At 72.9% G+C, this 25,763-nt stretch carries 25 protein-coding genes; 15 read left to right on the forward strand and 10 right to left on the reverse strand.

What is annotated here, in order from left to right; all coding sequences use genetic code 11:
- Positions 1–83 precede the first annotated feature (83 nt).
- From ACT3SP_RS04535 to ACT3SP_RS04575, 9 genes are all read left to right on the forward strand, one after another.
- Positions 84–1,058: a formate/nitrite transporter family protein gene (locus tag ACT3SP_RS04535; RefSeq protein ID WP_444586053.1), complete on the forward strand. Its 975-nt coding sequence runs from the start codon at positions 84–86 to the stop codon at positions 1,056–1,058.
- Positions 1,055–3,616, forward strand: a complete 2,562-nt coding sequence (gene nirB, locus ACT3SP_RS04540; protein WP_444586054.1) for a nitrite reductase large subunit NirB — start codon at positions 1,055–1,057, stop codon at positions 3,614–3,616. The genes ACT3SP_RS04535 and nirB overlap by 4 nt, the downstream gene beginning before the upstream one ends.
- Complete coding sequence (gene nirD, locus ACT3SP_RS04545; protein WP_444586055.1) at positions 3,613–4,059, forward strand: nitrite reductase small subunit NirD; 447 nt, start codon at positions 3,613–3,615, stop codon at positions 4,057–4,059. Before nirB ends, nirD begins: the two co-directional genes overlap by 4 nt.
- Positions 4,056–4,991 carry a uroporphyrinogen-III C-methyltransferase gene (gene cobA / locus ACT3SP_RS04550; RefSeq protein ID WP_444586056.1) on the forward strand — a complete coding sequence of 312 codons (936 nt, stop codon included), beginning with the start codon at positions 4,056–4,058 and terminating at the stop codon, positions 4,989–4,991. The genes nirD and cobA overlap by 4 nt, the downstream gene beginning before the upstream one ends.
- Complete coding sequence (locus tag ACT3SP_RS04555) at positions 4,988–5,956, forward strand: uroporphyrinogen-III synthase (protein WP_444586057.1); 969 nt, start codon at positions 4,988–4,990, stop codon at positions 5,954–5,956. Before cobA ends, ACT3SP_RS04555 begins: the two co-directional genes overlap by 4 nt.
- Positions 5,953–6,696 carry a sirohydrochlorin chelatase gene (locus tag ACT3SP_RS04560; RefSeq protein WP_444586058.1) on the forward strand — a complete coding sequence of 248 codons (744 nt, stop codon included), beginning with the start codon at positions 5,953–5,955 and terminating at the stop codon, positions 6,694–6,696. Before ACT3SP_RS04555 ends, ACT3SP_RS04560 begins: the two co-directional genes overlap by 4 nt.
- A gap of 62 nt (positions 6,697–6,758) precedes the next feature.
- The gene (locus tag ACT3SP_RS04565) at positions 6,759–7,910 is read left to right on the forward strand and encodes an intradiol ring-cleavage dioxygenase (protein WP_444586059.1); all 1,152 of its coding nucleotides are present in this window, start codon (positions 6,759–6,761) and stop codon (positions 7,908–7,910) included.
- Between the two features lie 186 nt (positions 7,911–8,096).
- Positions 8,097–9,140, forward strand: a complete 1,044-nt coding sequence (locus tag ACT3SP_RS04570) for an aldo/keto reductase (RefSeq protein ID WP_444586193.1) — start codon at positions 8,097–8,099, stop codon at positions 9,138–9,140.
- Between the two features lie 66 nt (positions 9,141–9,206).
- Entirely contained in the window at positions 9,207–10,658 is a 1,452-nt protein-coding gene (locus tag ACT3SP_RS04575; RefSeq protein WP_444586060.1) for a sulfatase family protein, read from the forward strand.
- On the opposite strand, the gene ACT3SP_RS04580 is transcribed toward ACT3SP_RS04575, so the two are convergent.
- The 8 genes from ACT3SP_RS04580 to ACT3SP_RS04615 form a co-directional block, all read right to left on the reverse strand.
- Entirely contained in the window at positions 10,613–11,659 is a 1,047-nt protein-coding gene (locus ACT3SP_RS04580) for a LacI family DNA-binding transcriptional regulator (RefSeq protein ID WP_444586194.1), read from the reverse strand. The genes ACT3SP_RS04575 and ACT3SP_RS04580 overlap by 46 nt on opposite strands.
- Positions 11,660–11,693: 34 nt before the next feature.
- A complete protein-coding gene (locus tag ACT3SP_RS04585; protein WP_444586061.1) occupies positions 11,694–12,824 on the reverse strand; it encodes a Gfo/Idh/MocA family protein in 1,131 nt (376 codons plus the stop codon).
- Positions 12,821–13,624, reverse strand: a complete 804-nt coding sequence (locus ACT3SP_RS04590; protein ID WP_444586062.1) for a ThuA domain-containing protein — start codon at positions 13,622–13,624, stop codon at positions 12,821–12,823. Before ACT3SP_RS04590 ends, ACT3SP_RS04585 begins: the two co-directional genes overlap by 4 nt.
- 20 nt (positions 13,625–13,644) lie before the next feature.
- The gene (locus ACT3SP_RS04595; protein WP_444586195.1) at positions 13,645–14,505 is read right to left on the reverse strand and encodes a carbohydrate ABC transporter permease; all 861 of its coding nucleotides are present in this window, start codon (positions 14,503–14,505) and stop codon (positions 13,645–13,647) included.
- Between the two features lie 5 nt (positions 14,506–14,510).
- Positions 14,511–15,449, reverse strand: a complete 939-nt coding sequence (locus ACT3SP_RS04600) for a carbohydrate ABC transporter permease (RefSeq protein WP_444586063.1) — start codon at positions 15,447–15,449, stop codon at positions 14,511–14,513.
- Between the two features lie 23 nt (positions 15,450–15,472).
- Complete coding sequence (locus tag ACT3SP_RS04605) at positions 15,473–16,738, reverse strand: sugar ABC transporter substrate-binding protein (RefSeq protein WP_444586064.1); 1,266 nt, start codon at positions 16,736–16,738, stop codon at positions 15,473–15,475.
- A 351-nt stretch (positions 16,739–17,089) separates the two neighbouring features.
- Entirely contained in the window at positions 17,090–17,764 is a 675-nt protein-coding gene (locus ACT3SP_RS04610) for a histidine phosphatase family protein (protein ID WP_444586065.1), read from the reverse strand.
- A gap of 55 nt (positions 17,765–17,819) precedes the next feature.
- Entirely contained in the window at positions 17,820–18,413 is a 594-nt protein-coding gene (locus ACT3SP_RS04615; RefSeq protein WP_444586066.1) for a hypothetical protein, read from the reverse strand.
- A 94-nt stretch (positions 18,414–18,507) separates the two neighbouring features.
- On the opposite strand from ACT3SP_RS04615, the gene ACT3SP_RS04620 reads away from it, so the two are divergent.
- The 3 genes from ACT3SP_RS04620 (at position 18,508) to ACT3SP_RS04630 (ending at position 21,354) form a co-directional block, all read left to right on the forward strand.
- On the forward strand, positions 18,508–19,509 hold the full coding sequence (locus ACT3SP_RS04620) for a dihydroxyacetone kinase subunit DhaK (RefSeq protein WP_444586067.1): 1,002 nt from the start codon (positions 18,508–18,510) through the stop codon (positions 19,507–19,509).
- Between the two features lie 11 nt (positions 19,510–19,520).
- Positions 19,521–20,219: a DAK2 domain-containing protein gene (locus tag ACT3SP_RS04625; RefSeq protein ID WP_444586068.1), complete on the forward strand. Its 699-nt coding sequence runs from the start codon at positions 19,521–19,523 to the stop codon at positions 20,217–20,219.
- Positions 20,220–20,514: 295 nt separating this feature from the next.
- On the forward strand, positions 20,515–21,354 hold the full coding sequence (locus tag ACT3SP_RS04630) for a sulfite exporter TauE/SafE family protein (RefSeq protein ID WP_444586069.1): 840 nt from the start codon (positions 20,515–20,517) through the stop codon (positions 21,352–21,354).
- A gap of 43 nt (positions 21,355–21,397) precedes the next feature.
- Here the strand turns inward: ACT3SP_RS04630 and ACT3SP_RS04635 are convergent, their stop codons facing one another.
- Entirely contained in the window at positions 21,398–22,366 is a 969-nt protein-coding gene (locus ACT3SP_RS04635; protein WP_444586070.1) for a helix-turn-helix transcriptional regulator, read from the reverse strand.
- Between the two features lie 165 nt (positions 22,367–22,531).
- On the opposite strand from ACT3SP_RS04635, the gene ACT3SP_RS04640 reads away from it, so the two are divergent.
- The 3 genes from ACT3SP_RS04640 to ACT3SP_RS04650 all read left to right on the forward strand — a co-directional run bounded on the left by ACT3SP_RS04640 (position 22,532) and on the right by ACT3SP_RS04650 (position 24,528).
- Entirely contained in the window at positions 22,532–23,107 is a 576-nt protein-coding gene (locus ACT3SP_RS04640) for a mycothiol transferase (RefSeq protein ID WP_444586071.1), read from the forward strand.
- Positions 23,108–23,207: 100 nt separating this feature from the next.
- Positions 23,208–23,837, forward strand: coding sequence for a mycothiol transferase (locus tag ACT3SP_RS04645; RefSeq protein WP_444586072.1), 630 nt, complete (start codon positions 23,208–23,210; stop codon positions 23,835–23,837).
- A 43-nt stretch (positions 23,838–23,880) separates the two neighbouring features.
- Positions 23,881–24,528, forward strand: coding sequence for a DinB family protein (locus ACT3SP_RS04650; RefSeq protein WP_444586073.1), 648 nt, complete (start codon positions 23,881–23,883; stop codon positions 24,526–24,528).
- A 55-nt stretch (positions 24,529–24,583) separates the two neighbouring features.
- Here ACT3SP_RS04650 and ACT3SP_RS04655 read toward each other — a convergent pair whose 3' ends face one another.
- Positions 24,584–25,750, reverse strand: a complete 1,167-nt coding sequence (locus ACT3SP_RS04655) for an ROK family transcriptional regulator (protein WP_444586074.1) — start codon at positions 25,748–25,750, stop codon at positions 24,584–24,586.
- Positions 25,751–25,763: the final 13 nt, after the last annotated feature.

Consider the following 25,763-nt stretch of genomic DNA (forward strand, 5'->3'; position numbering starts at 1 on the left):
AGCTCGACGAGAGCCCAGGATGGCCATCACCCCGCTGCAGGCGCACGGGACATGCCCACTCCCCCTCCCTCTCAGGAGCAGCCATGTCCTACGTCCAGCCCGCTGATCTGGTGGACCGGCTCACCGCCGCCGGTGCCGCCAAGGTCTCCTACTCCGCGCCGGTCACGCTGCTGCGCGCCACGATGGCCGGGGCGATCCTCACCCTCGGCGCCGCCTTCGCCGTCACCGTCTCCACCCAGACCGGCCAGCCGCTGCTGGGGGCGATGCTGTTCCCGGTCGGCTTCATCATGCTGTACCTGATGGGCTTCGACCTGCTCACGGGCGTGTTCACGCTGGTGCCGATCGCGTGGATCGCCCGTCGGCCGGGGGTGTCGCTGCGACCGATGCTGCGCACCTGGGGCCTGGTGTTCGTGGGCAACTTCCTGGGCGCCTTCACGGTCGCGGTGCTGATGGCCATCTACTTCACCTACGGCTTCTCCACCGCGCCCAGCGCCGTGGGCGAGGCGATCTCCGAGATCGGCCACGGCCGCACCGTCGGCTACGCGGACCACGGCGCGGCCGGGATGCTCACCCTCTTCGTGCGCGCGGTGCTGTGCAACTGGATGGTCTCCACGGGCGTGATCGGCGCGTTCATGACGGACAACGTGATCGGCAAGATCGCCTGCATGTGGATGCCCGTGATGCTCTTCTTCTACATGGGCTTCGAGCACTCCATCGTGAACATGTTCCTGTTCCCCTCCGGGCTGCTGCTCGGCGCGGAGTTCACGATCATGGACTACCTGATCTGGAACGAGATCCCCACCGTGCTCGGCAACCTGGTGGGCGGTCTGGCCTTCGTGGGCCTCCCGCTCTACTACGCCCACCGTCGCAAGCAGGCCGCGACCGTCGCCACGGCCCTCGAGGGCGACGCCGGCACGGACTCCACCGGCACGGACTCCACCGGCACGGGCTCCGCCGTCGCGGATCCCGAGGGCACGGGCTCCGACGTCACCGCCCCTGCCGCCCCGTCGGCCGAGGGCCCCACGGAGACCCCCGAGCTGGTGGGGGCCGGCCGATGAGCCCCCGCATCATCGTGATCGGCGCCGGGATGGCGGCGCACCGCCTGGTCGACTCGCTCGTCACCCGCGCCGAGGACCGCCTGAGCATCACCGTCCTCGGGGACGAGTCCCGCCGCCCCTACGACCGGGTGGGCCTGACCCGCTTCTTCGACGGGGAGAGCCCCGAGGACCTCACCCTCCCGTCCACGATCTTCGCCGACCCCCGCGTCACCCTCCTCGAGGGCGACCGGGCCGCCTCGATCGATCGCGAGGCCCGCACCGTCACGACCGCCTCCGGTGCCGTCCACTCCTACGACCACCTGGTCCTCGCCACCGGCTCGAGCGCCGCCCGGCCCCCGGTCGAGGGCGCCGAGCTGCCCGGCTGCTTCGTCTACCGCACCCTCGAGGACGTCGAGTCCCTGCGCGAGCACGTCGTCACCCGGGCCGCCGAGCTCGACCGGCCCGTGCGCGGGATCGTCGTCGGCGGCGGACTGCTGGGCCTCGAGGCGGCCGGCGCCCTGCAGGGCATGGACGCCGAGGCCACCGTCATCCAGTCCAGCGACCGGCTGATGTCCGCCCAGCTGGACCTGCCCGCCGGCGCCTCGCTGCGCCGCCTCATCGAGGCCCGCGGCATCGCCGTGCGCACCGAGGCCCGCACCACCGCCGTCCACGCCGGGGCCGACGGGCAGGCCGGCTCCGTCACCTTCCGCGACGGCTCCGAGCTGCCGGCGGACCTCGTCGTCTTCACCGTCGGCGTGCGCCCCCGCGACGAGCTCGCCCGTGCCGCGGACCTCGTCTGCGACGAGCGCGGCGGGGTGCGGATCGACGAGGCCTGCCGCACCTCCGACCCGGCCGTGTGGGCGATCGGCGAGGTCGCCTCCTTCGACGACCAGTGCGTGGGCCTGGTCGCCCCCGGCTACGCCATGGCCGAGGTGGTGTGCGACCGGATCCTCGGCGGGGCGGCGACCTTCGACGGCTACGACCTCTCCACCAAGCTCAAGCTCTCCGGGGTGGACGTCGCCAGCTTCGGCGACGCCTTCGCCACCACCCCCGGCGCGCTCGACGTGGTCTACACCGACCCCGTGGGCGGGGTGCACAAGAAGCTCGTGCTCTCCGACGACGCCAAGACCCTGCTGGGTGGGATGCTGGTCGGCGACGCCTCCGCCTACGGCTCCCTGCGTCCGCTGGTCGGCGGCCCCCTCGGCGGCGATCCCGCCGCCTACCTCCTGCCCGCCGGCGGCGTCGAGGCGCCCACCGCCGAGCTGCCCGACGAGGCGGTGGTCTGCTCCTGCTCCTCGGTGAGCGCCGGCACCATCCGCCACGCCGTGCGCGAGGAGGGCTGCACCGACGCGGAGGAGGTCACCGCCTGCACCAAGGCGGGTGCCACCTGCGGCTCCTGCACCGTCATGGTGAAGTCCCTGGTCACCGGCGAGCTCGCGAAGCTCGGGAAGGCAGTCTCCACCGGGCTGTGCGAGCATTTCGAGCTCTCCCGCCGCCAGCTGTTCGACGCCGTGCACGTCTCGGGCCTGACCACCTTCAGCGCCGTCATCGAACGGTTCGGCCGCGGCCGCGGCTGTGACACCTGCAAGCCCGTGCTCGCCAGCATCCTCGCCGTGCTCGGCGGGGAGCACGTGCTCGAGGGCGAGAACGCCACGCTGCAGGACACCAACGACCACGTGATGGCGAACATGCAGAAGGACGGCACCTACTCGGTGGTGCCGCGCATGCCCGGCGGGGAGGTCACCCCCGAGGGTCTGATCACGGTGGGGGAGGTGGCCCGCGACTTCGGGCTGTACACCAAGATCACCGGCGGACAGCGGGTGGACATGTTCGGCGCCCGCCTCGAGCAGCTGCCGCTGATCTGGCAGCGCCTGGTCGACGCCGGCTTCGAGTCCGGCCACGCCTACGGCAAGTCCCTGCGCACCGTGAAGTCCTGCGTGGGCTCCACCTGGTGCCGCTACGGCGTGCTCGACTCCACCTCCATGGCCGTGCGGCTCGAGCTGCGCTACCGGGGCCTGCGCGCCCCGCACAAGTTCAAGCTCGGCGTCTCCGGCTGCGCCCGCGAATGCGCCGAGGCCCGCTCCAAGGACGCCGGCATCATCGCCACCGCCCAGGGCTGGAACCTGTACGTCGGCGGCAACGGCGGCGCCACCCCGCGCCACGCCCAGCTGCTCGCCGAGGGGCTGGACGACGACACGCTCATCCGCACCCTGGACCGGTACTTCATGTACTACCTCCGCACCGCGGACAAGCTCCAGCGCACCGCCCCCTGGCTCGAGGCGCTCGACGGCGGGATCGATTCCCTGCGCGAGGTGATCATGGAGGACTCCCTGGGCCTGGCCGCGGATCTCGACGCCGCGATGGCCCGCCACGTGGCGACCTACCGCGACGAATGGGCCCAGACCCTCGCCGACCCCGCGAAGCTCGCGCGCTTCCGCTCCTTCGTGAACGCCCCCACCACCCCCGATCCCGACCTCGCCTACGTCCCCGAGCGCGGGCAGGTGCGCCCCGCCCGCCCCGAGGAGCGCGAGGACGGCGGGATCCTGATCGCCGGCACGACCCTGGAGGTACGACGATGACCACGACCCTTCCCAGCACGCTCCCCACCCGCGCTGTCCCCACCAGCGCTGTCCCCACCCGCGCCGTCCCCACCAGCGCGGCCCTCGCCCCGCAGCTCGCGGCGAACTGGGAGCGGCTGTGCCCGCTGGCGGACCTCGAGGTCGAGCGGGGCCGCGCCGCCCTGGTCGGCGACGAGCAGGTCGCCCTGTTCCTGCTGCCGGGCGGGGACGTCCGCGCGGTCGACAACCACGACCCCTATTCCGGGGCGAACGTCATCTCCCGCGGCATCGTCGGCTCCCGCGGCGGCCGCCCCACCGTCGCCTCCCCGATGTACAAGCAGATCTTCGACCTGCGCTCGGGCACCTGCGTGGACACCCGCGGCAAGGAGTTCCGACGACTGCGCATCTGGCCCGTGCGCACCCTCGACGGGGACCTGTACCTGCTGCGCGGCGGTGCGCGGTGAGCACCGTGATCGGGCACGTGGCCCTGGTCGGCGGCGGCCCCGGACCGCTGGACCTGCTCACCGTGCGGGCGCTGCGGCTGCTGCGCACGGCCGACGTGGTGATCGCCGACCGGCTCGGGCCCGGCGCCGAGATCCGCGCCGAGCTGCGCCCCGACGTGCTCGTGATAGACGTCGGCAAGCACCCCGGCCAACACCCCGTCCCGCAGCAGAGGATCAACGCCCTGCTGATCGAGCACGCCCGCGCCGGGCACCGGGTGGTGCGCCTCAAGGGCGGGGACCCCTTCGTGCTGGGCCGCGGCGGGGAGGAGCAGCTGGCGTGCCTGGCCGCCGGGGTCGAGGTCGAGGTGGTCCCCGGGATCAGCAGCGCCCTGGCCGTGCCGCAGGCCGCCGGGGTGCCCGTCACCCATCGCGGGATCGCCGCGAGCGTGCACGTGCTCAGCGGCCATGACGTCGACGGGCCCCGCGGGCCCTCCGCCGCGACCCTCGCCGCGCTCGCCGACGACCAGGTCACCACCGTGGTGCTGATGGGGGTGCGGGCCCTGCCGGGCCTGGTCGCCGCGGCGCTCGCCCACGGCGTGCCGGAGCGGCGGCCGGTCGCGATCATCGAGAACGGCCACACCCCGCGCCAGCGCACCACCCGCACCACCCTCGGCCGCGCCGTCCGCGCGGCGCAGGAGGCCGACGTGCGCAGCCCCGCCGTGATCGTCATCGGCGAGGTCGCCCGGCCCGGGCTGCTGCGGCCGGAGCCGCCGGCCGTTCCCGCCCTCACCACGGACACCGCGCTCGCCACGGACACTGCGCTCACCAAGGACACTGCGCTCACCCCGGACACTGCGCTCGCCCCGGACACCGCGCTCGCCCCGGAGGCCGCGCTCGCCGGCGCGGCCGCCCTGTCCCCGGTCGGCGCGCCGCGGCCGGGGCCCGCCACGTGAGCGCCCCCGCCCGCCTCTCCGCCGCGCTCGAGGGGAGGCGCCTGGTGCTGGCCCTGGATCGCCGCGCCGACGAGCTCGCCGCGGCGCTGGCCCGCCACGGCGCCGAGATCCAGCACGCCCCGGCGATGAGCATGATCCCGCACGTCGACGACCCCGAGCTGCTGGCCCGCACCGCCGAGCTGATCGCCCGCCCGCCTCAGCTGCTGATCGCCACCACCGGGGTGGGGGTGCGCGGCTGGTTCGAGGCCGCCGACGCCGCGGGGATCGGGGACGGGCTGCGCACGGCGCTCGCCGGCACCCGGGTGCTCGCCCGCGGCCCCAAGGCCCGCGGCGCCGTCCAGCAGGCCGGCCTCACGGTGGACTGGGTGGCCGCGGACGGCACCTCCGCCGAGATGATCACCTACCTCGCAGGCCATGACCTGGGCGGCCTGCGCGCCGCCGTGCAGCACCACGGCTCGGGGGCCGACGGGCTCGACGAGGCGCTCCTGGCGGCCGGCGCCGAGGTGGTGGCCCTGACCGTCTACCGCTGGGGCCCGCCCCGCGATCCCGAGGCGGTGCACCGATCCGTGCTCGACACCGCCGGCGGCCGCTGCGACGCCGTGCTGTTCACCGCCGCGCCGGGCACGGAGAACTGGCTGGTCGCCGCCGAGCGCGCCGGTGCCCTGCCCGGCATCACCGACCGGGTCCTTTCGGGAGAGCTGCTCATGGCCGCCGTCGGCCCCCTCACCGCCGCCCCGCTCGAGGCACGCGGCCTGGCCGCGCTGCTCCCCGCCCGCAGCCGGATGGGCGCGCTGGTGCGCGCCGTGGTCCAGCACTTCGACCCCGCCCCGGCGGAGTCCGTCCCGTCGGATCTCGCCCCGTCAGATCCGGTCCTGTCGGATCCCGCCCCGTCGGATCCCGCCCCGTCGGACCGTGCCCCCAGGGATCTCGTCCCGACGGGCCTCGCCCAGGAGGACACGCCATGACCACCCTCGTCGCCTGCTCGCACGGCACCCGCTCCCCGGCCGGCCGCACCGTCATCGCCCGGATCCGCGAGGCGATCGCCCGCGCCGTGCCCGAGACGACCGTGCGCGAGGCCTACGTCGACGTCCAGCAGCCCGAGGTCGCGGACGTCGTCACCCTCACCGCCGCCCAGGGGCCCGTCGTGGTGGTGCCGCTGCTGCTCTCGACCGGGTTCCACACCGGCGTGGACATCGCCGCCGCCGTCGCTCCGCATCCTGCAGCCGTCGCCGCGCCGGCGCTCGGTCCCCACCCGGCCCTGGTGGAGGCGCTGCGCGATAGGCTCGCCGCGCTCTCCGCGGGAGATGCCGGGCACCGCCCCGGGGACCACCTGGTGCTCGCCGCGGCCGGCTCCACCGATCCCGCCGCGGCCCGCGCCGTGGAGCAGATGCGCGACCTGCTCGCCGCCCGCGTGCCCTGCCCGGTCACCATCGGCTACGGAGCCGGCTGCGACCCCTCGATCCCGCAGGCCGTCGCCGCCGCCCGCGCCGCCGGGGCGCGCAGGGTGATCGCGGCGAGCTACGTGCTGGCCCCGGGCCACTTCGCGGGCCTGGTCCGCACCGCCGGGGCGGACCTCGTCTCCACGCCGCTCGGTGACCACCCCGCCGTGGTCGAGGTGGCCGCCGAACGGTACCGGGACGCGGCCGCCGAGCTGCTTCCCACCCCCGCGACCGCGTCTCATCGCCCACCCACACCCCGGACATAGCAACCCCACAGGTCCCGTTCCTACGTTCGGTGCACAGGCAGAACGCATCGAGAGGAACGCTCATGAGCAGCACCGCATCCCGTCCCGTCGACCGCCCCTTCCCGGAGGCCCGCGAGCACGACCCCGCCGCGGCGGGCCCCGTCGAGCACGCCCGGGTCGGCGACGCGACCTGGGAGGGCCGCACTCTGGACCGGCCCGAGGAGGACGTCGAGGACCAGGGCCTCCACTTCGACATCTCCACCCTCGTCTCCCGCCGCGGGGCGCTCGGCGTGCTCGGCGCGGGCAGCGTCGCGGCGGTGCTGGCCGCGTGCTCCTCGGGCGGCGCGAGCGGGGAGTCCGCGGGCGCGAGCGACGGCGGCGGCAGCGCCGCGAGCGACGGCGGAGGGGCCGCGGACGCCTCGTCCTCCCAGCTCACCGAGATGCCGGGCGAGACCGTCGGCCCCTATCCGGGCGACGGCTCCAACGGCGCCGACGTGCTCGAGACCAGCGGTGTGGAGCGCAGCGACCTGACCTCCAGCATCGACTCCGACACCACCGCCGAGGGAGTTCCCCTGACGCTGACCATGTCGATCATCGACATGGCCGGCGGCGACGTGCCCCTGGAGGGCGCGGCCGTGTACCTGTGGCACTGCGACGCCGCAGGCCGGTACTCCCTGTACAGCGAAGGGCTGGAGAACGAGACCTACCTGCGCGGCGTGCAGGTCGCCGACAGCAGCGGCCAGGTCACCTTCACCACCATCGTCCCCGGCTGCTACGCCGGGCGCTGGCCCCACCTCCACTTCGAGGTGTTCCCCGACGCCGAATCCATCGTCGACGCCGGCAACGCGATCCTCACCTCCCAGATCGCGCTGCCCGAGGCGGAGTGCCGCGAGGTGTACGAGCTCGAGGGCTACGACGGCTCCACGGCGAACCTCGATCAGATCACCCTCGAGAGCGACAACGTGTTCTCCGACGGCTGGGACCAGCAGCTGGTCACTTTCAGTGGCTCCGTGGACGGCGGCTGCTCCTTCAGCATCGACGTCCCCATCGACACCACCACCGAGCCCGAGGCGGGCGGGATGCCCGGCGGCGGTGAGGGCGGCACCCCGCCCGAGGGCGCACCGGAGGGCGGGGGTCCGGGCGGAGAGCCGCCCGCGGACGGCGAGGGCGCACCGCAGGGCGGCGGCCCCGGAAGCGGGGCGGGAGCGTCCGACGGGGGCGGCGAGGAGGAGTGACCGTGCGGCGCCCTGCCCGTCGGCCACGCAGGACCGCCAGGCGGGGCGCTCGTCGCGGAGGACGGGCACGTGCATCGGTCCCAGCGCCAGTGCGTCCACCACGACGCCCGGCCGCCGTCTGCCAGACTGCCGGTGAGCGGCGCCCGCACCGGGAGAGCCCCTGAGAACGCGAGGTCGACGATGTCCATGCAGTACCGCACCCCTGCCCGCCTGGGCCGCCCGCTGTCCGTGATCGGCCAGGGCTGCTGGCAGATCGGCGCCGACTGGGGCGAGGTCACCGACGACTCCGCGAACGCGGTGCTCCAGGCGGCGCTGGACGCGGGCGTCACCTTCTTCGACACGGCCGACGTCTACGGCGACGGCCGCAGCGAGCAGCTGGTGGGCGCGATGCGCGAGCGCATGGCCAGCCACGTCGCCGCGGGAGCGGGTGCCGGAGGGGAGAGTGCGCCGGCCCTGCCGTTCATCGCCACCAAGGCCTCCCGCCGCGCCGATCCCTTCGCCGCGGAGTCCTTCACCGAGGAGAACCTGCGCGCCTGGGTGGAGCGCTCCCGGCAGAACCTCGGCATGGACACCCTGGACCTGGTGCAGCTGCACTGCCCGCCGCCCGCGATCTACCGCGACGACCGCACCTTCGGCGTGCTCGACACCCTCGTCGAGGAGCAGAAGATCGCCGCCTGGGGCGTGAGCGTGGAGACCTGCGAGGAGGCGCTGATCAGCCTCACCCGCGAGCACCTCGCCTCGATCCAGATCATCCTCAACCCCTTCCGCCTCAAGCCCCTGGACGAGGTGCTGCCCCTCGCCGAGCAGAAGGGCGTGGCGATCATCGCCCGCGTGCCGCTCGCCTCCGGCCTGCTCACCGGCAAGTTCTCCCCGAGCAGCAGCTTCGCCGAGAACGACCACCGCCGCTTCAACCGCCACGGCGAGGCCTTCGACCAGGGCGAGACCTTCTCCGGCGTCGAGTACGGGACCGGTCTGGAGGCCGTGGCCCGCCTCGAGCAGGCCCTCGACGGGCAGATGCCGCTCGCGGAGGCGAGCCTGCGCTGGATCCTCGGCTGCCCCGGCGTCACCGCGGCCATCCCTGGTGCCAGCAGCGCCGAGCAGGCCCGTCGGAACGCCGCCGCAGGCAGTCCCGCGAGCCCCGCGCAGCAGACGACGCTCGACCGCTTCGACGCCGCCGTGCGCGAGACCTACGACGAGCTGCTGCGCGAGAGCATCCACCCGCGCTGGTGACGCCGCCGGCCCGACGCCGCTGCGCACCCTCCGACATCGCTGATCGCCCCCGACCAGGAGCACCTCATGTCCCGCCCCAACATCGTGTTCATCATGTCCGACGACCACGCGGCCCACTCGATCTCCGCCTACGGCAGCCGGGTCAACACCACCCCGCACATGGACCGGCTCGCCCACGAGGGCGCACGGATGGACGCCCTGTACTGCACCAACTCGATCTGCACGCCCTCGCGGGCCTCGATCCTGACCGGCACCTACAGCCACATCAACCGCGCCCCGTCGATCTACTCCGAGTTCGACCACCGGGTGCGCACCTTCCCCGAGGTGCTCCAGGAGCACGGCTACCAGACGGCGCTGTACGGCAAGTGGCACCTGGGCCGCTCCGCACGCTCCCGCCCCCGCGGCGTCGACGACTGGCGGATCTTCCCCGACCAGGGCGACTACGTCGACCCCGTCATGATCGGCCCGGACGGGCAGGAGCAGATCACCGGCTACGCGACCGACATCGTCACCCAGCAGAGCATCGGCTTCCTCGAGGAGCGCGACCCGGAGAGGCCCTTCTGCCTGCTCGTGCACCACAAGGCCCCGCACCGCCCATGGATCCCGCACCCGCGCTACGGCGACCTCTACGAGCCCGGCACCATCCCCGAGCCCGAGACGATGGACGACGACCACGCCACCCGTGCCGAGGTGGTGCGGGAGGTGGCCATGCAGCTCGACGACCTGCGGCCCACGGACTACAAGGACGAGCTGCCGCCCGAGCTCGAGGGCGAGAGCGAGGACGCGCGGCGCGCCAGATCGTCGTGGAAGTACCAGCGCTACATGCGCGACTACCTGCGCTGCGTGCAGGCGGTCGACGACTCCGTGGGCGAGATCCTCAGCTGGCTCGAGGTGAACGAGCTCGACGAGAACACCCTCGTCGTCTACACCTCCGACCAGGGGTTCTTCCTCGGCGACCACGGCTGGTTCGACAAGCGCCTGATGCTCGACGAGTCGTTGACCATGCCGATGCTGGCCCGCTGGCCCGCGCAGATCCCGGCCGGCACCCGCCTCACCGACACCCTCTCCAACGTGGACATCGCCGCGACCCTGCTCGAGGTGGCCGGCCGCGGCGTCGAGGACCTCCCGGACCAGCAGGGACGCAGCTTCCTGCCCCAGCTGCGCGGGGAGAGCGTCGAGGACTGGCGGCAGGCGGTGTACTACCGCTACTGGGAGCACGACGACCCCGAGCACCACGCGCCCGCCCACTACGGCGTGCGCACCCCCGAGCACAAGTACATCCGCTACTACAACGACGGGCTGGGCAGCCCCGGCTCCTCGGACCGGATCATGCCGGTCGAGGACGAGCTCTACGACCTCGTGGCCGATCCGCGCGAGATGACCAACGTGGCGGACGATCCGGCGTACGCGCAGGTGCTCGCGGAGATGCAGGCGCTGACCGCGCAGCTCCAGGCCGAGTACGGCGACGCCCCCTACGAGGGACCGGACACGCCGCGGCTGGAGTGGCCGACGGCGTGATCGCCGGACCGATCGGGGTCCTCATCGCCCGGAGCATCTGCCCAGCGTGGGGGCAGGAGCGTGGTGCGCGGGCCGGCCCCGGGCTCGCGGAGCAGGCGCACCAGCTCGCGCAGCGCGACCGCGCTGACATCTCTCTGGCGCGGAGTGAGCCGAAGCAGGGGGCGGACGGCCGCGCTCATCGCCCCGAGGTCGTGGTCCGAGAGGGCGATGAACACCCGGTCCTCCCGCTCCAGCCGGTCGCCGATCGCCAGCGCGAAGAGCATCTCGAGCTCCTGGGACAGCCCGAAGTACGCAGTGCGCCCGCCCACCTCGTCGAGGGTGAGGTCGAGGGCCACCACCTCCGCGGGTGACCCCGGTGCGATGACCACCTCCAGCTCAGCGGGAGCAGCGCCGCGCAGTCCCCGCAGGAAGCGGGAGACGTCGTTGCGCCCTTCCTTCTCGTCGATGCGGCCGAACAGGAGCAGGCGCGTGCAGCGTTCGGCCAGGGCTCCCTCGACGACCATCCTCCCCAGCATCTCGAAGTCCAGGTCCACCACGGACGCCCCGGGCACGATGTCAGGCTTCCCGAGGGAGACGCACGGAAGGCCGGAGTCGGTCACCGCATCCAGGCGCTCGTCCTGGCGGCTGATCTCCATCAGGATCAACGCATCGCACAGGCCGGTTCCGACCAGGCGACGGACTCCCGCGGCGCCCTCGTCGGCCGTCACGACGAGCACGTCGAGGTCGAAGCGGCGCGCTTCCTGCGAGATCGCGACGATGAAGGGCATCGGTCCGCTGTCGCGCGTCTGCCGTGCCGGAACCATCAGGCCGATCACCCCGCTGCGGCGCGAGCGCAGGGTGCGGGCGCCGGAGTTCGGGTGGTATCCGAGCTCCTGGACGGCCGCCTCGACGCGACGGCGGGTCTCCTCGGAGATGGAGCGCGTCCCGGTGAGCACGTAGCTGACGGTGCTCTGGGAGACACCGGCCAGTCGGGCCACGTCCTGGCTGGTCGGTGCCTTCATCTTCGCCACAGCGTCTCCTCGGACTGGTCGTCGATCACCCGGCGCGCAGGCCGTCCGCGCCATCCTCCCACCGAGAGAGGGCCTCCTGGACGGATTCCGGCCCCGGCAGCTCGCGCGCTCGCGCGAGAGCCTCGTCGAGAACCTCGGCGAGCGTGACCGTGCGGTCCTCGTCGGCCGACCGCACCGCGGCCTCGACGATCGCCTGCGTCCACACGTTCCGACGCACCTCGCCGTCCGGGACGGGCCCTCCGCGCAGAGCATGGCAGAAGTCCGCGAGCGACCCCGCGAGCTCCCAGCGCGCGTCGGCCTGCGGCGGGGCCCCGTCGACGGCGGTGCCGTCCGCGCTCACGGCACGAGGAGGCGTCTCCCCGTCCCAGCTGACGGTGCCTCCGTCACAGCTGAGGAACCAGTCGCCGTTCCAGCTGGTCTCCTGGCCCGGGGAGCACCAGGAGCCGGTGAAGACGTGCACGGCACCGGTCGAGTACGTGATGTGCACCGTCGCCGCGGCGTCCCCCGCGTACCAGCTCCAGGAGGGGTTGTGGGAGATCGCGCGCACCGTGCTCGGCGTCCCCTCGAGGAGGACGCGGGCCGCATCGAAGGCATGGATGGCCATGTCGACGATCAGGGGGTGGCGCATCGCATCGCGGAAGCCGCCGAAGCGCGGCGCCTTGGAGAAGCGCGTGCTGACGATGCCCGCTCCGCCGAGCTCGTCGGCGAGCCTGCGGGCCTCGTGCAGGTGCGGGTTGTACCGCCGGGACTGCGAGACCATGAACAGTCGCCCGCTCGCCTCGGCGTGTCCGGCGAGGGACACCGCCTCGGCGAGGGTCGCCGCGCAGGGCTTCTCCCCGAGCACCGCGAGACCCGCCCCGAGCGCGGCGGCGGTGACGGCGTGGTGCGCCTCGGGGATGGTGACGTCGATGATCGCCTCCGCGCCCGAGGCCAGGGCGACGTCCGTGCCCTCGGTGCCGACCACGATGCCGCCGCGCCGTCGCGGATCCTCGACCGCTTCTGCGAGGGCTCGCTCGGCGGCACCGGGGAGGACGTCGGCGACGCCCACCAGGCGAGCGCAGTCCGAGTCGAGCACCACGTGCATCCAGGAACGACCCATGCCCCCTGCGCCGACCACCACGACAGGCACCGGGGGGCTCGCGGGCGCACCGTTCACGCGTGCTTCCCCGCGGCCTCCGCGTCGCCCACGCCCTGGCCGCCCTCACCGGTGAGGAACCAGTCGGTCGGATAGCGGTCCAGGAACGGGACCCGACGATCCGTCACGGCGGGACGTGCCCACGAGACGCCGTTGGCGATCACGCGCCGCACGTCCCGATGGTGGTAGACGGGGTAGTCCTGGTCCCCGGGGCTGAAGAAGAAGATCTTCCCCTTGCCGCGGCGGAAGGTGCAGCCCGAACGGAACACCTCGCCCCCGCTGAACGAGGAGACGAAGACCAGTTCGTCCGGGGCGGGGATGTCGAAGTGCTCTCCGTACATCTCCTGCTCCGGGATCACGATCGGGTGCGGCACGCCCTCCGCGATCGGATGGGTGGGATCCACGGTCCACACCAGCTCTCGGTCGGACTCGTTGCGCCAGCGCAGGGTGCAGGTCGTGCCCATGAGGCTGGTGAAGATCTTGCTCCAGTGACCCGAGTGCAGCACCACCAGACCCATCCCGGAGAGGACATGGCGCTTGACCCTCTCGACGACCTCGTCGGAGACCTCGTCGTGCGCCATGTGCCCCCACCAGGTGAGGACGTCGGTCTCGGCGAGGACGTCCTCGCTCAGGCCGTGCTCGGGATCGTCGAGCAGGGCGAAGCGCGCGGTGACGGCGTCGCCGAGGGTCTCGACGATGCCGTCGCGGATCGCCGAGTGCATGCCGTCGGGGTAGTGGGAGCGCACGCGCTCGTCGCGCTGCTCGTGGCGGTTCTCGCCCCAGACGGTGACCCGGAGCGGGCCGGTGGAGGTGGTGGTCATGATGGAGAGGGTCCTTCCGGTCATTTCACGGCACCGCCGGTGGCCCCGGCGGCGATGTACTTCTGCGCGGCGATGATGAGGATCACCGCGGGGACGGAGGCGATGACGGCGGTGGCCATCACCGAGCTCCAGTCCGTGTCGTTGGTCCCGATGTAGTTGTACAGACCGAGGGTGACGGGACGAATCGTCTGTCCCGTCGTGAGGGTCAGGGCCATCAGGAAGTCGCTCCAGGCGAACAGGAACGAGAAGATCCCGGCCGTGATCAGCGAGTTGACGCTCACCGGCAGCACGATCGACCAGAACGCGCGCACGTGCCCGCAGCCGTCGATCTGGGCCGCTTCGACGATCTCCTTGGGGAACGCCTCCATGAAGGCGCGGATGATGAGGATGGAGAACGGGACCCCCATCGTCGCGTCCGCCAGGACGAGGCCCGGGATCGTGTTCAGCAGCCCCAGCTGGTTGTAGGCGGTGTACAGGGCGTTGGCGATGACGATCCCGGGGATCATCTGCGAGATGAGCACGACGAACAGCAGCACCCCGCTCCCGCGCACCGGGAACTGGGCCAGCGCGTACGCGCACGGGGTCGCCACGACCAGGGAGAGGATCGCGGCGCCGAGGGCGACGATGAGCGAGGTGATCAGGTTCTGTCCCTGATCGGCGATGGCCCGCACGTATCCGCCGAAGTCCGGGTCCAGGGGCAGGATCTGGGTGTTCAGGCTGTTCCCGCCCGGTGCGAGCGAGGCGTTCACCATCCAGTAGACCGGGAACAGCATGATCGCCACGAAGAGGACGCCGAGCGCGGTGCGGGCGCCGCGTCGGAGCGAGGAGTTGGGCGACAGCGCCGGGCGCCGACGCTGCGGGGTCTCGAGAACGGTCGTCACGGTGCTCATCCCTTCGTGGCCGAGCGGGCGGTGGCGCGCAGGTAGACCACGGCGAAGGCCAGCGCGATCAGGATCAGGACGTTCCCCAGCGCCGCCCCCTGCCCGAAGTCGAACTCGATGAAGCTCATCTCGTAGCTGCGGGTGGCGATCGTCTGGGTGGCGTTCGCCGGCCCGCCTCCGGTGAGGCCGATGATGAGATCCAGGACCTTGATCGTGTAGATCACGCCGAGCAGCAGGACGACGCCGACCACGGGGCGCAGCAGCGGGAGCGTGACGTAGCGGAAGGACTTCCACCCCGTCGCGCCGTCGATCTCCGCCGCTTCGTACAGCTCGGACGGGATGGCCTGCAGCCCGCTGTAGAGCAGCACCACGTTGAAGGGGATGCCCAGCCAGATGTTCACCATGATCACCGCGATCAGCGCGGTGTCCGAGCTGGTCAGCCAGGGGATCGGCGCCGAGATCAGTCCGGTCGCGTCGAGGAAGCGGTTGAGTATCCCGCTGTCCTGCTCGAGGATCCAGCGCCATACCGCCGCGGAGACGATCATCGGCAGGAGCCACGGCAGCAGCAGGACCGAGCGGAGGACGCCGGAGAGCGGGAAGCTCCGGCGGAAGAAGAGCGCCAGTGCCATGCCGATCACGAACTGGCCCACGATCGAGCCGATCGTGAACAGCGCGGTGTTGGCGAGCGCTCGCGCGAAGATCGGATCCGCGAGGACCGCGGCGTAGTTGTCCAGCCCGATGAAGGGTGCCTCGCCGGAGAAGAACGTCGCCGAGGTGTACTCCTGGAAGCTCATCGCGAAGTTCTTCACGATCGGATATCCGAAGAACAGCAGGATGTACACCGCCGCGGGAGCGATGAAGCCGTAGCGCACGAGCCGTGAGCCGCCGGTGCGGCTCCGACGTCGGATGGCCGTCGGCGGCGCTTCCTGTGCAGTGATGGTCATGGGTGCCTCCCGAGTCGTCGGGCTCAGCCGAGCGACGCCGCCGCGTCGGAGAACGCCTCGGCCGGGTCCGCGCCGTCCACGAGCACCTGCTGGTTCGCGGTGTAGATCGCCTTGGCGGTGGTGGGCCAGTCGGGGCCGAGCTTGCCCGTGCGCGATCGCGCGGTGGAGACCTGCTCGACGAAGGTCGCGAGCTCGGGGTGCTCGTGCGCGAAGGTCTCGGCGGCCTCGATGTCCGCCGGGATGGTGTTGCGCGCGGAGCCCATGGTCAGCTGGTTCTCGGCGCTGACGAACCTCTGCAGGACCTCCGCCGCCTTCTTCTGCTTCTCGGCGTCGCCCGTCTGCGGGATCGTCCAGACCTCGCCGCCCAGCGGCGCCACGGACTCCGAGCCCTCGTTCGGCACGGGGATGATCACGACGTCCCAGTCCAGGTCCGGTGCGTCGGTCTGCAGTCCCACGATGTTCCAGGGCCCGTTCACGACCATCGCGGCCTTTCCCGCCTTGAACTGGTCCATCGCATCGCCCTGGCCCCAGTTGATCACCGACTTGGACGCGGAGCCCGCGGTGACCAGATCCGCCCAGAGCCGGCTCGCGCCCGCGACCTCGGGGGAGCCGAGATCGGTCTCGTCACCGCCGTTGGTCCACATGAACGGCAGGAACTGCCAGGTGCCCTCGTAGGTCGCGATCGCGGAGAAGGCGATGCCGTAGACATCGCCGGACGTGAGCTCAGCGGCCGTCTCCTTGAGGTCGTCCCAAGTGACGGGTGGTTCAGCGCCGGCATCGGCCAGCAGCGCCCTGTTGTAGAACAGCGCGATCGTGTTGACCGTCGGGGCCAGGCCGTAGACCTTCCCCTCGAACGTGCCCGCCTCGAGGATGTCCTCCGTGAATCCCGAGGTGTCGATGCCGAAGTCCTCGAGCGGCGCGAGCGCCCCCGAGCTCGCGATCTCCTGGAGGTCCGGGTTGTCGAGCATGAGGAGGTCGGGGAGGGTCTTCGAGGAGCTCATCTGGAGGACCTTCTGGATGAGCTGCTCGCCGGGGACCTTCTCGCGATCGATCGTCACGCCGACCTCGGCGCCCACGGCCTCGAGCGTCTCCTGGATGACTTCGTCGTCCGCCGGGGTGTTGTAGTAGTCCACCACTCGCAGGGTGGAGTCGTCCCCGGCGGACGAGCCCTCGCCGCCGGAGCCGCCGCAGGCGGCCATGGCCAGCAGACCGGGAACGGCGACGGCACCCGTGCTGACCGCTCGTCGGGTGGGTCGGAAGGTGGAGGTGGGGCGCTTCTGAGGGGACATCATCGTCTCTTTCTCGCGGGCCGATCGCGGTCGTGTCGATACGAATCGATAGTGCTGAGGCGACTCAACGGTGTCGATACGAATCGACGGTGGGGTGCGGAGCGGCGGATCCTTCGCTGGTGGGGTGGTGCGCCGGCGTCGATGCCGTTGCGCGGTGGTCCGACTCGGATGTCGGTCGAGCGGGATCATGGCATGGGCCCGATCGCCGGCGCAACCCCGCCGGCGCGGCGCCCGCCCGGGGCGCTGGTGCGGGGCTCGGGCCGCAGCGCCGCCATGAACAGGGCGGATGTCCCTCCCGGGAGCACTGACGGATCGGGCCCCGACCCCGTCCTGCGAGGTCGGGGCAGTCGCTCAGACCGCGGCGTCGGCGTTCTGGTCCGCGGTGACGTCGTGCTCGGCCCCGCGCAGCAGATGCTCCCCGCCGATCGGGGTGCTGATCCAGTCCTCGAGCGTCCAGCCCTCGTCGGGGTGGCCGGTGAGGGTGACCATGCCGGTGTTGTACAGCGGCCGCTCCTCGAGGGAGGCGGCGGCGATCCCGCCGGCCACGGAGGCGAACACGCGGATCGCGGCGCCATGGCTGATGGCCGCGACGGTCGCATCGTCCTCGTGGAGCCGCGCGATGTGCCGCAGCGCGCCGGTGTACCGCGCCCAGAACTCCTCGCCGCTCTCGCCGCCCGGCACCCCGCCGGTGAGCTCGCCGGTGCTCCAGCGGGCGTGGTTGGCCTGGTACGCCTCGACGGCGGCGGCATCCCGCCGCATCTCGAGATCTCCGGCGCTGATCTCCTCGAGCCCCTCCGTCAGGCGCGGGCTGGTGCCCAGCGCGGCGGCCAGCGGCGCGGCGGTCTCGTGCGTGCGCAGAAGTCGGGAGACGTGCAGCCCGGCGATGTCCTCGCCGCGCAGCGCCTCCGGGATCGCGCGCGCCTGCCGGTGCCCGAGCGAGGTCAGCCCGGGGCCGGGGTAGCCGGCGTCGAGGATCCCCTCGACGTTGCTGGGGGTCTGGCCGTGCCGGATCAGCAGAAGTCGCATGGTCGGCACCGTACGTGACCGGCCTCCGAGCACGGGCCCGCGGGTCGAGGAGCGATCAGTCCCGTCGGCGACCGTGCAGCGCCAGCACGGCCGCGAGCGCCGTGGCCCGGACCGCGATCGCGAGCGCGACGGCGCCCGCTCCGACGGCGACGGCGACCCCCGACCAGGGGCGCTGCAGGGACTCGGGCTCGAGCGGGACGGGCTGGTCGGTGAGATCGGCGGGCTCTCCGAGCAGCTCGGTGAGGCGTTCGCGGTCGTCGGGCCCGCCGTCGACGGGCAGCGCGCACCAGGTGGTCGAGTAGCTGCCGTCGCCGCCGAAGGCCCAGACCAGCAGCTCGGTGCCGTCCGGGATCCGGCCCAGACCGCAGGCCGTGACCTCCTCGCTGGTGGTGAAGCGGAGGGTGCGGGACTCCTCGCCCTTCCACACGGTGTCGACCACGGCGCGATAGGTGACGTCTCCGGCCTCCTCCGAGATCGCGTGCTCGATCCGGAGATCGGCGATGAGGTCGGCGCTCTCGGCCGCTTCCTCGAAGTCGGTCTCGCCGCAGCTGCACGCGTGGGCGGCGGGCGCGCTCGCCAGGACCAGCACCAGCAGGCCGACGAGCAGCGTCAGCAGGAGTCCGCCGCGGTGGGCGGGAGTGGCGCGCATCACCTCAGGATAGTGTCGAGGCGTAGCGTCGGGAGCACCCACCATCGGAGCACCCCGCCGCCCGGAACGCCTCATCGCCAGGAAGGAGCGCGCCATGCGTCGAAGCATCGTCAACGATCCCGAGGACCTCGTCCCCCAAGCCCTCGAGGGATTCGTGCTCAGCCACCCGCAGCAGCTGGCACTGGAGGCGGAGCACCGCTACGTGACCCGCAGGGATCCGGCGCAGGACAAGGTCGGGCTGGTCTCCGGCGGCGGCTCGGGCCACGAACCCCTGCACGCGGGCTTCGTCGGCCCCGGGATGCTCGACGTCGCGGTCGCCGGGGCCGTGTTCGCCAGTCCCACCGCGCTGCAGGTCCTCGAGGCCACGAAGGCGGCCGACGCGGGCCGCGGCGTGGTCCAGATCGTCAAGAACTACACCGGGGACGTGCTGAACTTCCGCATCGCCGGGGAGATCAGCGGCGACGACGCGATCGAGACCGAGATCGTGCTGGTCGACGACGACCTCGCCACCGACACCGGGGACGACGGGAGCGGACCGGGCCGGCGCGGCACCGCCGCCACCGTCATCGTCGAGAAGGTGTGCGGGGCCGCGGCCGAGGAGGGCGCGGACCTCGCCGCGGTCGCCGCCGTCGGCCGCCGGGTCGCCGCCTCCGCCCGCACCATGAGCCTCGCGCTCTCGGCCGGCACCCATCCCGGCGACGAGGAGCCCCAGTTCACCCTCGAGGACGACGAGGTCGAGCTCGGCGTCGGCATCCACGGCGAGCGCGCCGCCCGCCGCGTCCCCTTCACCGACGCCGACGGACTCACCGACCTGCTGCTGGACCCGCTGCTCGAGGAGCTCGACCTCTCCGACGGGGACGAGGTGCTCGCGATCGTCAACGGCCTCGGCGCCACCTACCCGCTCGAGCTGAACCTCGTCGCCCGCCGCCTGCACCACCGCCTCGCGGACGCCGGGATCACGATCGGACGCAGCCTGGTGGGCCCCTACGTGACCAGCCTCGACATGCACGGCGTCTCGATCACCCTGTTGGCGCTGGACGACGAGCTGCGCCGGCTGTGGGACGCCCCCGTCCGCACCCCTGCCCTGACCTGGTGAGGAGACCTGAGATGACCAGCCCTGAAGAGACCAGCCCCCTGCCCGACGACTTCGGCCGCACCTTCGTGGACGCGACCGCACGGACCCTCGGCGGAAGCGCCGACGCCCTCGGCGACCTCGACCGACGCGCGGGCGACGGCGACTTCGGCGCCAACGTCCGCACCGCCATGAAGAACCTCGCCGCGGCCCTGGAGACCGACGAACCGGCCGGCTACCGTGAATGGGTCACCGCGATGTCCCGCGCCTGGCTCGGCGTGGGGGGAACCTCCGGACCGCTGTTCGGCATGTTCTTCCGCGACCTCGCCAAGGCCGGGTACCAGGACACGGAGGGGCAGCAGGACACCGCGCCCACACCGGCGAGCTTCGCCGAGGCGCTCGCCGCCGGTCAGGCCGTCATCCAGAAGTACGGCGAGGCGGAGGTCGGCGACAAGACGATGGTCGACGCCCTGGCCCCGGCCGTCACGGCGCTGCGCGAGGCGGTCGCGGCGGGGCAGGACCCGGTCGCGGCTCTCACCGCCGCCGAGCAGGCCGCCGTCACCGCCGCACAGGAGACCGCCGGCACCACCGCCCGCCGCGGCCGCGCGAGCTACGTGGGCGAGGCCGCCCAGGGAGTGATCGACCCCGGCGCCGCTGCGATGGCCCTGGTGCTCGGCGCCGCCCGTGCCGCCGCGGAGGGCGGGGGAGCGGTCGAGACCGACTGGATCGGGTGAGGCCCGCCCCCTCGAGCCGCCACCCCGCGCCCACCTCCCCGGCCCCCACGCCCACCTCCCCGACCCCCCTCCGCGCCGCCGACGTCACGAAGTCGGGGGATTAGCGAGCGGATCACCCCATCTTTGCCCCGCTCGCGGCGGGCAGAGGATTCTAGCGGGGAGAGGCTGGGGGCGGGGAGGGCCCGGGGTGCGCCGGGACGTGGACGGCCGTGCCGGGTGGAGGGTCGGAGGGCACGGCATCGGCCCCGTGGACCGCAGCGCCCGACCCCGGCGGGCGCTGATAGCTTCGCTCACCATGTCCGACCTCGCTGCGCTGATCCCCTCCCTCGGCGCGACCTCCTGGCTCCTGGTCACCCTCGGCGCGCTCGTCGTCGGCTTCTCCAAGACGGCCCTGCCCGGCGCCGGGACCATCGCGGTGGGCATCTTCGCCCTGGCCATGCCCGCGAAGGAGTCCACCGCCGCGCTGCTGATCCTGCTGATCGTCGGCGACATGACCGCGCTGTGGGTCTACCGGCGCGAGCCCGACGTGCGCACCCTGCTGCGCCTGCTGCCCAGCGCCATGATCGGCGTGGTGATCGGCGCGTTCTACTTCGCGCACGTGGACGGCGACGCGGTGCGGATCACCATCGGCGCGATCCTTCTGGCCCTCGTGACCGTCACCGTGTGGCGCCGCCGCGTCTCCCAGCGCACGGAGCGAGCTGCCGCCGCGCAAGGAGCGACCTCGACCGGGTCCGCGACCTCGGCGCGGCCTGCCACCGGCGGGTACCGGCCCGGGGCCGCGGCCGCCGCCCAGGGCATCGGCTACGGCCTGCTGGGCGGTTTCACCACGATGGTCGCCAACGCCGCCGGTCCCGTGATGTCGATGTACTTCTACGCGATGCGGATGCCGGTGCTGACCTTCCTGGGCACCTCCGCCTGGTACTTCGCGATCATCAACCTGTTCAAGCTGCCCTTCTCCGCGGGACTGGGACTCATCACCCGCGACACCCTGGTGATGGACGCGATGCTGGTCCCCGTCGTGCTGATCGGCGCGTATCTGGGGGCGAAGGTCGCCCGGCGCATCCCGCAGAAGGTGTTCGAGAACCTGATCCTGGCGCTCACCGTCGCCGCCGCGGTCGGCCTGCTGGTCCTCTGACCCGCTGATCCTCTGATCGGGAGGGCCGACGGGGCGCGGCCCGCTACCGTCCGGGGGCGTCGTCCGCACGCCGCACCGTGCTCGCCCAGATGCGCAGGTCCTCGATCGCCTCCAGCAGCTCCGGCGGCTCGATCACCTCGATCGGCGCGCCGATCCACGCCAGGTGCATCGCGGTCCAGTGCAGCTCGTAGGCGCCCGCCCGCAGGATGCATGCCTCCGGCCCGTCGGCCATGAGGGTCCCGGCCCGTGCCGGGACCTGCGGCGAGACCTCCTCGAGCGGGGCGAGGATCCGCACCGTGGTGGTGGTCGGATAGGCGCCGACGGTGATCGACTCCCGCACCGAGGCCTCGATGTCGGGGACCTCCCGCGGCGAGATCGCGAAGGTCGAGGCGTGGACCGCCTGCATCCGGTCCAGCCGGAAGGTGCGCCAGTCCTCGCGGTCCAGGTCCCAGGAGAACAGGTACCAGCGCCCCTCCATCGACAGCACCCGGTAGGGCTCCAGCCGGCGCTCGGACCGCTCGCCGTCGGCCCGCTCGTAGTCCACCCGCACCCGCACGCCGTCCCGCACCGCGGTCGCGAGGGTCATCAGCACCTCGGAGCGCGTGCCGGGGGAGGGGCGGGTGATGACGCCCATCGCGTCGGTGACGGCGCCGACCTCCGCCCGCACCGGGGCCGGCAGGATCCGGTCGAGGGCGGCCAGGGCGCGCAGCGCCTCCTCGTCCAGGCCGTCCACGCCCGAGGAGGCCGCGAGCCGCAGCCCGACCGCGACGGCGACCGCCTCCGCCGAGCTCAGCAGCAGCGGTGGCAGCGCTCGGCCCGCCCCGAGCTGGTAGCCGCCGCCGTGCCCGGCCGAGGTCAGCACCGGGTAGCCCATCTGTCGCAGTCGGTCCACGTCCCGCCGCACCGTCCGCGTGGTCACGCTCATCTCGTCGGCCAGCTCCGGTCCGGTCCACACCGACCGGGACTGCAGCAGGGCCAGCAGGCGCAGCGCCCGCGTCGTCACATCACTCATGGGAGCAGTCTCCCCGACTCTGCGGACAGAAGCTGTCCGCTCACGGAGAGAGAGTCGGTTCCGTTCGAAGGACGGGCCCGTCCGGCACCACCACGACGGCCACCACCCCGAATGCCACCACCCGACGAGCACCATCCCGACGAGCACGACCCAGAGGAGCCCGAGATGCCCTTCCTGACCCCGGAGACCACCGAGGAGCGCGACACGCTCGCGACCTTCGCCGCCCAGCAGATCCGCCAGGTCGCGACCGCCCTGCACGGCCTCACCGACGAGCAGCTGCGGCAGACCCCGACCGCGTCGGCCATGAGCCTCGGCGCTCTCGCACGGCACGTCCTCCTCATCGCGGAGGGCGGCACCGCCGCCATCGCCGCCGCCCCGGAGGCGGGCCCGACGCCCGACCGTGCCCCCGAGCAGCTCCAGGCCGAGGGCATGGTCGCGCCCGACGCCCTGCGCGCCGAGGACACCCCGGAGTCCCTCGTCGAGGAGCTGCACGGCGCGGCCGACCGGCTCGCTATCGCGATCCGCGAGGCCGATCCCGACGGTGACGGTCCTTTCGACGGCGCTCCCTGGTGGGACGGACGCAGCCGGTGGACGACGCGCTGGTACGCCCTGCACCAGGTCGAGGAGTTCGCCCGCCACGCCGGGCACGCGGACATCCTGCGCGAGAGCATCGACGGCCGGGGCACCTATGAGCTCAACGCCCTGGCTGACGGGCAGGAGTGGCCGCCCGCCGGATGGTGAGCGAGGGCGACGGGCCGAGCCCGATGTCGCCGCCCCCGCCGTTCACCATCCCTCCGTTCGCCACCCCTCCGTTCGCCGACCCTTCTCCGAGGAGCCCCTCATGCCCTTCCTGACCACCGACGTCACCGGCGAGCACGACGGCCTGGCCGTCTTCGCCCAGCAGCAGACGCACCAGGTCGCGACCACCCTGCAGGGGCTGAGCCGTGAGCAGCTCGCGACGCGCCCCACCGTCTCCGAGTTCTCCCTCGGCACCCTCGCTCGGCACGTCCTGGCCGTGACGGTCGGCTTCGCGGCCGAGATCCGGCAGGCGGCGGGGTCCGGCGACGCGGAGGACGGCGCTGAGTCCGAGGGCGAGGGCGAGGGCGGAGACGAGGCCGAGGGCGATGCGTCTCGCGCCGACGCCTCCGCGGCACTGACCGGGGACGACTCCGGGGAGCTCCGGCCCACGGACACTGCCGGGACGCTGATCGAGGAGCTCGAGGCCGCGGGTGCGGAGCTCGGCGCTGCGATCCGCGCCGCCGACCTCGACGCCCCGGTCCCCGTGCCCGAGGCGCCGTGGTTCAGCGGCGAGGAGCGCTGGACGGTGCGCTGGGTGGCGCTGCACTGCCTCGAGGAGGTGGCCCGCCACGCCGGGCACGCCGACCTCCTGCGCGAGACCCTCGACGGCCAGTTCGCCTACGCCCTGAACGCCCTCGCCGACGGCGAGCCGTGGCCTCCGCAGAACTGGTGACCTGACCGCCCCGCCCCCGATGTTCCACCACCGAAGGAGAGTCATGACCGACGAGACCACCGCCGCCACCCCTGCCGACACCGCTGACGACCCCACCGCTGCGACCACTCGCGGCCGGGACGGCGACCTGCCCACCGTCCTGCTCGACCAGATCGAGTACCACGTGCGGGAGTTCATGCGACCCCGCCTCGACGGGCTCACCGACGAGGAGTACTTCTTCGACCCCGGCGGCAGCGGGAGGGCATGGACCGTCCACCCCCGCACGGCTGACGGCGAGCAGCCGCCCACGTCGATCCAGGGAGGCTCAGGGGCGATGGTCATCGACTTCGAGCACCCCGAGCCGGAGCCCGCCCCGCTGACCACCATCGCCTGGCGCTTCGGCCACCTCATCGTGGGCGTGCTCGCCGCGCGCTCCCACTCCCACCTGGGCGGCCCGCCGGCGGACTACATGAGCTGGGACTACGCCGCCACCGCCGAGGAGGCGCTCGCCCAGTTCGACGCCGAGTACGAGCGATGGATCCAGGGCGTGCGCTCGTGGGACGCCGAGGACCTGCAGGTGGCTGTCGGCGAGGCGGAAGGGCCCTGGGCCGAGCACTCCCGCGCCACCCTCGTCGCCCACATCCACCGCGAGCTCATCCACCACCTCGCCGAGATCGCGCTGCTGCGCGACCTGTGGGCGCATCAGGGCTGAAGCGGTGCGGATGGTTCGGACGGAGCGCGGACGGTTCGGGAGGGGCGCCGAGGCGTCAGGATCGGATCGCCGGGCTCGGGTCCATGAAGGTCTGGAGGGCGAGCACGGCAGCGCCGACGGAGCCCGGATGCGGCTGCACCTGCGAGACCCGCACATCGATGGCATGGCCGGTGGCGGCGGATCGGCTGGCGAAGTGCTCGGCGAGAGCCTCGCGCACGAGCCCTGCCGCGGCCTGCAGGGCGGCACCGGAGAAGACGACCGTGTCGACGGCCAGCGCCGAGGCGAGGCCCCAGGAGGCCTGAGCGAGCGCGGTCAGAGCCGGCTCGAGAGCCTCCTGGGCGAGCTCGTCGCCCTGTGCCGCCGCCACGGCGACCAGCACGGCGTCGCTCTCGGTCGACGCCTCCGTCAGGGCCAGGCCGAGCCGCTCGGCGAGACCCTCACGCAGCTCGGCCGCACGGGCGATGGCCCGTGAGGAGGAGTACTGGTGCAGGCAGCCTCTCCCTCCGCAGCGACACGGGGGACCCGCCGGGTCCACGCACAGGTGATCCATGGTGCTCCGCGCCACCGTTCCTGCGCGCAGCAACGGTGCCCCGTCCCGCAGGAGTGCGAGACCGATCCCTTCCTCCACGTGCACCGTGGCCGTCAGCCCCGCCTCCGGCTGCTCGCCGCTCCAGAAGCTGCCCAGCGCGGCGCACAGCGGTGAGGCGGCGCTGACCGTGGGGTGGGGCAGCGACTCGGAGAGCGCGCTGTAGAGACGCGCGGTGCTCCCGGCCCCGCCCTGCGGGAGGGCGAAGCCGATCCCGGTGGTCGTCGGCAGCTCCCGGTCCTGCTCCATCATGGACAGCGCGCGGTCGAGCACGTGGGCGACGTCGCCGGCCTCCGCCCCCGCGCCGAGGGGGACCACGGCGCGGGAGCGCAGCGCCCCGGTCATGTCCACCGCGACCACGGAGACGCGGTCCGACCCGATGGTGCAGCCGATCGCCCAGCGCGCCCGGTCGTTGAGCCGCAGCAGCGAGGCGCGCTTGCCGCCGTTGGAGCGGGCGTGACCGGCCTCGACCACGAGGCCCGCCGCCAGCAGCCGCTTCACGGCGTAGGTGACCGTCGCGGGAGTGACCCCGAGCTCGCGGGAGATCTCCACGCGGGTCGTCACCGTGCGCCGACGCACCATCTCGAGGATCGCGGCATCGGTCGATGAGGAGCGACGCTCGCCGGTCATCGTCATCGCCGTCTCCTCT

Origin of the sequence: Brachybacterium sp. AOP43-C2-M15, from assembly GCF_052446295.1 — a bacterium.
GTDB lineage: Bacteria > Actinomycetota > Actinomycetes > Actinomycetales > Dermabacteraceae > Brachybacterium.